The following is a 6146-nucleotide window of genomic DNA, read 5'->3' as shown; positions in this document are numbered from 1 at the left end:
CCACCACCACCACCCGCCCCACCACCACCACCCGCGCCGGCGGCCACCGCCGTCGCGGAGGAGGCCGCCGTCCTGAACGGCGTCGCTCTCGGCGGCGGCACCGTCCTGCTGGTGCCGGGAACGCCGACCGCCGCCGACCGGGCGGACATCGCCGCCGCCGCCCGACCGCTGCTCGACCTGCTCGCCGCCCGAGGCCTGCTCGACGAAAGGGAACCGTCATGACCTTCTCCGTCGCCCCGATGAAGCCAGCGGAAGCCGACCGCATCGGCCGGACGACCGGGGACGCGGGTCTCGGCGCCCTGCGCACCGAAGGCGGCAACCTGCCGCTCGAACGCCTCGACGTGCGGGCCGAGGTGACCGGCCTGGTCGGTCGCGTCGTGCTGACGACCGGGTTCGTGAACACCCACGACACCGCCCTCGAAGCGACCTACGTGTTCCCGCTGCCGGACCGCGCCGCCGTGACCGGCATGAAGATGACCGCGGGCGACCGCACGGTCGAGGCCGAGCTGCAGGAACGCGCGCAGGCCCGGCAGACCTACGACGACGCGATCGCGTCCGGGCGAAGAGCGTCCATCGTCGAGGAGGAACGGCCGGACGTGTTCACCATGCGCGTCGGCAACATCCCCGCGGGCGAGCGGGTGACCGTGGAGCTCAGCCTGGTGGGCCCGCTGGTGTTCGAGGACGGCGCGGCGACGTTCCGGTTCCCGCTGGTGGTGGCGCCGAGGTACGTGCCGGGCACGCCGCTGCCGGGTCCGCCGGTGGGAGACGGCCACGCGGAGGACACCGACGTGGTGCCGGACGCGTCCCGCATCTCGCCCCCGGTGCTGCTGCCCGGCTTCCCGAACCCCGTGCGGCTCTCGATCGGCGTGCAGGTCGACCCGGCCGGGCTGGAGCTCGGCGAGGTCCGGTCGAGCCTGCACGCGGTCGTCACCGAGGGCAACACCGTCTCGGTGCGGCCGGGGGAGCGGGTCGACCGGGACTTCGTGCTCCGCCTGGCCTACCGGGGCGACAGCTCCGCCGTCGTGTGCGTGCCCGACGCGGACGACAGCGGTGAGGGCACCTACCAGCTGACGGTGCTGCCCCCGGAGCCCACGAGCCCGGTCCGCCCGCGGGACGTCGTGCTGCTGCTCGACCGCTCCGGCAGCATGTCCGGCTGGAAGATGGTCGCCGCCCGGCGTGCGGCGGCGCGCATCGTCGACACGCTCACCGCGGACGACACGTTCTCGGTGATCACCTTCGACGACCGCCTGGATCGTCCGGAGACACTCGGGTCCGGTCTCGTCGCGGCCACCGACCGCCACCGCTTCCGCGCGGTCGAACACCTCGCGGCCGTGCAGGCGCGCGGCGGCACCGAGATGTCCGGGCCGCTGCGCGAGGGCCTGACCCTGCTCTCGGAGGCCGCCGAGGGCCGCGACCCGGTCCTGGTGCTCGTCACCGACGGCCAGGTCGGCAACGAGGACCAGCTGCTGCGCGACATCGCCCCGGTGCTCGGCCGCACGAGGGTGCACGCCGTCGGCATCGACTCGGCCGTGAACGCGGGCTTCCTCGGCAGGCTGGCCGCGGCGGGCGCGGGCCGGTGCGAGCTCGTCGAGAGCGAGGACCGCCTGGACGAGGCGATGACGCACATCCAGCGGCGGATCGGCGCGCCCGTGATCACGGACGTCGTCCTGTCGCCGTCGTCCGGCCTGCCGAAGCTGCCCACGGCGATCTACCCCGGCGTGCCGCTGGTGGCGCTCGGCCGGTACACCGGTGCGGCACCGGCGGCGTTCACCGTGCGCGGCCGGACTCGCGAGGGTGGTGAGTGGCAGGAGACGGTCGCGGTGCGGCGGCACACGTCGCCGGCCGTCCGGGCGCAGTGGGCCCGTGCGGCGTTGCGCGACCTGGAGGACCGGTACGCGACCGGTGACCGGGCCGTGGAGACGACGATCGTGCGGACGTCGCTGGAGTTCGGTGTGCTGTGCCGCTTCACGGCGTTCGTGGCCGTGGACGAACGGGTCGTGTCCGACGGTGAGGTGCACCGCGTCGTGCAGCCGGTGGAGCAGCCCGCGGGCTGGGAGGTGCGGGCTCCGCGGCCCCCGATGCCGAGCTTCGCCGCGGCGGCGCCCGCCTTCGCCGCACCCGCGCCGTTCGGCGCACCGCCGCCCGCGCCCTTCCTGCCTCAGTCCGTCGCGGGAGGCGCCCCCGGTGGCCCGCCGCCCGCCGCGCCGAAGCGCATGCGCACACGGGGACGCGGGGTCGAGGCCCTGCCCCTGCCCGTGGCCGACGACCCGGTGGACCTGCGCGAGATCGCCGCGGTGGAGCTGCGGCGGCTGGAGAAGGACGCGCACCTGCCCGTGTGGGAGCGCCAGGACCTGCTCGCCGACCTGGCCAGCCGCCTCGGCACCCTCCTCGGCGGTCGCCGGGGTTCCGCGTACGACGCGGTGCGCGACCTCGTGGCCGAGCTGACGGCCGGGGGAGACGTGGACCGGCTGTGGGCGCGTGCGGTGCGGGTGCTGCGCGAGTTCACCGGTGCGGGCACCCCTGAGCCGGAGCGCCGGCGCGGGTTCTGGCGCTGATCGGGCGCTCACCGGGAAAGCGTTGTGGAGCAACGCTTTCCCGGTGAGTCCACCTGATCCGGTGAACGTGCGTGACGTCCCCGCGATCTTCGGCGTCCGGCCGGGTAGTCCCCCCGCGAACCAGAGGAGACGCCGTTGTCCAGCGCCAGTGACCGAGTCGTCCGGTTGCACCCGCCGATCTCCGAGGACGCCCTCGTGTCGATCGTCGAGCAGGCCGCCCTGTGCCACCCCGCCGTCCAGGACGTCGAGTGCTCGGCGACGCCGGACGGCGGGATCCGGGCGGAAGTCGTCGTGTGGCGCGGTGGTGCGCCTCGGCGGACGCTCCGCGACATCGGCGCCGCGCTCGGAGCTGTGCTCGACGAGGTGCCCGTGCGGCTCTCGGTGGTGGCGATCGCGTACCGACGGCGCTCGACGGTGCTGCTGGCCCTGACCAACGAGGTTTACAAATAACGCTCCATTGTCAAACGTGCTTTACGCGTCCTATCGTTCTGTCAACCTCCTGAGGAGCGTGGCATGAGCGACATGAAGGCAACGGTGCCCGTCGGCTCAACCGAGCGGTGGACGGACGGCAAGCGGTACCTGTGGCTGCTGGGGCTGGTCGTGCCGTCCCTGGCGTTCCTGGCCATCGGGATGCACGCGGTGACCGGCTGGGGCGTGTGGTTCTGGACCGGGCCGGTGGTGGTGCTCGTGATCGTCCCGGCGATCGACCTCGTCGCCGGGCTCGACCGCGGCAACCCTCCCGACGACGTGATCGAACGGCTCGAGAACGACCGCTACTACCGGTGGATCACCTACCTGTACCTGCCGATCCAGTACGTGGGGTTCGTGGTGGCGTTCTGGGTGATCGCGCGCGGTGATCTGTCCGTTGTGGACAAGATCGGGCTGGCCGTGTCGATCGGCTGCATCGGCGGCATCGGCATCAACACCGCGCACGAGCTGGGGCACAAGAAGGAGAGCCACGAGCGGTGGCTGTCGAAGATCGCGCTCGCGCAGAGCTTCTACGGCCACTTCTACATCGAGCACAACCGCGGCCACCACGTGCGGGTCGCGACGCCGGAGGACCCGGCCAGCAGCCGGGTGGGGGAGAGCTTCTACCGGTTCTGGCCGCGCACGGTGTTCGGGTCGGTGAAGTCGGCGTGGCGCCTGGAGTGCAAGCGGTACGGGCGGCGCGACCGGCACCCGTTTCGGATCGGCAACGACGTGCTCAACGCGTGGCTGATGTCGGCGGTGCTGTGGGCGGCGATGATCGCGTGGCTCGGCGCCGGCATCGTGCCGTACCTGGTGGTCCAGGCGGTGATCGGCTTCTCGCTGCTCGAGGTCGTCAACTACATGGAGCACTACGGGATGCTGCGGCGGAAGGTCGGTACGCCGGACCGCCGGCGGTACGAGCGCGTGGACCCGAGCCACAGCTGGAACTCCAACAACATCGCCACGAACGTCCTGCTCTACCACCTGCAGCGGCACAGCGACCACCACGCGAACCCGACCCGGCGCTACCAGGCGCTGCGCGACTTCGAGGAGTCGCCGGTGCTGCCGACCGGCTACGCGGGCATGATCCTGCTGGCGCTCGTGCCGCCGCTGTGGCGCCGCGTCATGGACCCGCGGGTGCGGGCGCACTTCGGCGGTGACATCGGCCGCGCCAACATCCAGCCGGGCAAGCGCGAGCGGGTCCTGGCCCGCTACGGCGGCACCGGCACCGGTGACGACGTCGTCGCCGACAGCCGCGGCGACGCGACGGCGGGCGGCATGTGCCCCGGCTGCGGCTACGTCTACGACGAGAAGACCGGTGACCCCCGCGAGGGCTTCCCCGCCGGAACACCGTGGTCGGCCATCCCGGACTCCTGGTGCTGCCCGGACTGCGGGGTCCGCGAGAAGATCGACTTCGTCGCGCCGGGCCGCGTCACGTCGGCCTAGGATCGGGGCATGGGCGGTACTTCTCGGGCAGCGGCCTCGGGCCGGCGGCAGCCGATCGTCGAGGCGGCGATCGAGATGACCGCCCGCGACGGCTGGGCCGCGGTCACCATGACGCGGCTCGCCGAGCAGGTCGGGGTGAGCCGCCAGACCGTCTACAACGAGATCGGGTCGAAGAACGCGCTGGCCGACGCGATGCTCGCCCACGAGCTGCACCGGTTCCTCACCGCGATCAGCGGCGCGTTCGACCGCCACGCCGGCAACCTCGTCGAAGCGATCCACGACGCGGTGCGCGACGTCCTCGACCTCGCGCGCGGCAACCTGCTGGTGCGCGCCATCGCCTCCGCCACGCACGGCGCCGACACCGAGCTCGTCCCGCTGCTGACGACCCAGGCCGAGACCCTGCTCGTCGAGGTCAAGGCGATGCTCGCGGCCCGCGTCGAGACCTACCGCACGGGCCTGACCGCCGAGCAGGTCGAGGTGCTGATCGACCTCATGACCCGCGCGGTGCTCAGCCACGTCGTCCAGCCGACGGGCACGCCGGCCGCCACCGCCGACGGCCTCGCGTGGCTCGCGTCACGTGTCCTGGAGGAGCCCGTGAGGAAACCGCTCCGGTTCGGCTGACGGACGGACCTGGAGCCCTGCGCACTGCGCGGTGCCCGGGCGGTGGCGACCGGAGCGGCTTCCGGCCTCGGCAAGGCGACCGCCGCGGGGACCGACCGCCTCGACGTCCTGGTGCACAATGCGGGAGTCCTGCCGCGGCACCGCGAACTCGGCGCCGCCGGCCAGGAGCTGACGTTCGCCACGCACGTGCTGGGCCCGCTGCTGCTCACCGACCTGCTGCGCCCGTTGCTCGCCGCCTCCCTGCCGGGCTTCCACCGGCCGACCAGGCCGTTGCTGCGCAACGCCGAGGAAGGCGCGGACACGGCCGTCTGGCCGGCGGCGGACCCGGTCCCCGGCGGACGCTTCTGGCACGACCGCGCAGAGCGCCCGACGCACGTCCTGCCTGGGGCGGGGGAGAGGCGCGAGGACGTCGAGGCGTTCTGGCGCTACTGCGCGGACGCCGCCGGGATCACACCCTGAGCGGCACGCGGGCCCGCGGTGGAACCATGAGCGCGGAGGCTTGGGTCCCGGACGCCTGCACGTTGCCCACGGACGGAAGACCGTTGCGGGTGGCCGAGTTCGACGAACTGTTCGCCACCGCGGTGAAGCGGGTGGACCGGCCGGAGTCCACCCGGCTGGTGCTGGACCTCGAGCCACGGCCGGAGGTCGCGGGCAGGACCGCGGACCCGGCGACGCGCGAGACCGGCTGCTGTTCTTTCTTCACCTTCGGCCTCACCGCGACCGGCGGCGCGCTGCGCCTGTCCGTCGAGGTACCGGACGCGCACACCGAGGTGCTCGACGCGCCGGCACGGCGGCTACCCTCCTGACCGTCCGATCGGGAGGGTGAGGTGCCGGGATTCGCGGCGACCGCAGAACGCCACCAGGTCGCCGTCTACCTCGGCGCACTGGTGGCCGGCTGCGCGGCGGGCTGGGCGGCGCCGGCGGCGGCCTCGTGGTTCGAGCACGCGATCAACCCCGTCCTGGCCCTGCTCCTGTACGTCACGTTCCTCCAGGTCCCGGTTGCCGAACTCGGCCGCTCGCTGCGCGCGGGCCGGTTCCTGGCCGCCGCGCTGGTGG

General features: G+C 73.3%; 6 protein-coding genes and 2 pseudogenes. All 8 read left to right on the top strand.

What is annotated here, in order from left to right; all coding sequences use genetic code 11:
* Window positions 1-222: pseudogene (locus L6E10_RS33100) on the top strand (hypothetical protein); the annotation flags it as partial.
* Entirely contained in the window at window positions 219-2555 is a 2337-nt protein-coding gene (locus L6E10_RS33095; protein WP_236224084.1) for a VIT domain-containing protein, read from the top strand. The pseudogene L6E10_RS33100 and the gene L6E10_RS33095, both read left to right, overlap by 4 nt.
* A gap of 135 nt (window positions 2556-2690) precedes the next feature.
* Entirely contained in the window at window positions 2691-3005 is a 315-nt protein-coding gene (locus tag L6E10_RS33090) for a hypothetical protein (RefSeq protein WP_236224083.1), read from the top strand.
* Between the two features lie 63 nt (window positions 3006-3068).
* Entirely contained in the window at window positions 3069-4469 is a 1401-nt protein-coding gene (locus L6E10_RS33085) for a fatty acid desaturase (RefSeq protein ID WP_236224082.1), read from the top strand.
* 9 nt (window positions 4470-4478) lie between these two features.
* Complete coding sequence (locus L6E10_RS33080) at window positions 4479-5090, top strand: TetR/AcrR family transcriptional regulator (RefSeq protein WP_236224081.1); 612 nt, start codon at window positions 4479-4481, stop codon at window positions 5088-5090.
* Window positions 5091-5132: 42 nt separating this feature from the next.
* On the top strand, window positions 5133-5549 hold the full coding sequence (locus tag L6E10_RS33075; RefSeq protein ID WP_236224080.1) for a hypothetical protein: 417 nt from the start codon (window positions 5133-5135) through the stop codon (window positions 5547-5549).
* Between the two features lie 26 nt (window positions 5550-5575).
* Window positions 5576-5896 (top strand): hypothetical protein, encoded by a 321-nt coding sequence (locus L6E10_RS33070; RefSeq protein WP_236224079.1) that lies wholly within the window; start codon window positions 5576-5578, stop codon window positions 5894-5896.
* Window positions 5897-5917: 21 nt separating this feature from the next.
* Window positions 5918-6146, top strand: a pseudogene (locus L6E10_RS33065) (arsenic resistance protein); the annotation flags it as partial.

Origin of the sequence: Lentzea sp. CC55, assembly GCF_021056325.1 — a bacterium.
GTDB lineage: Bacteria > Actinomycetota > Actinomycetes > Mycobacteriales > Pseudonocardiaceae > Lentzea > Lentzea jiangxiensis.
Note: the sequence above shows the minus strand (reverse complement) of the source record. Positions and strands in the feature narration are given on the sequence as shown.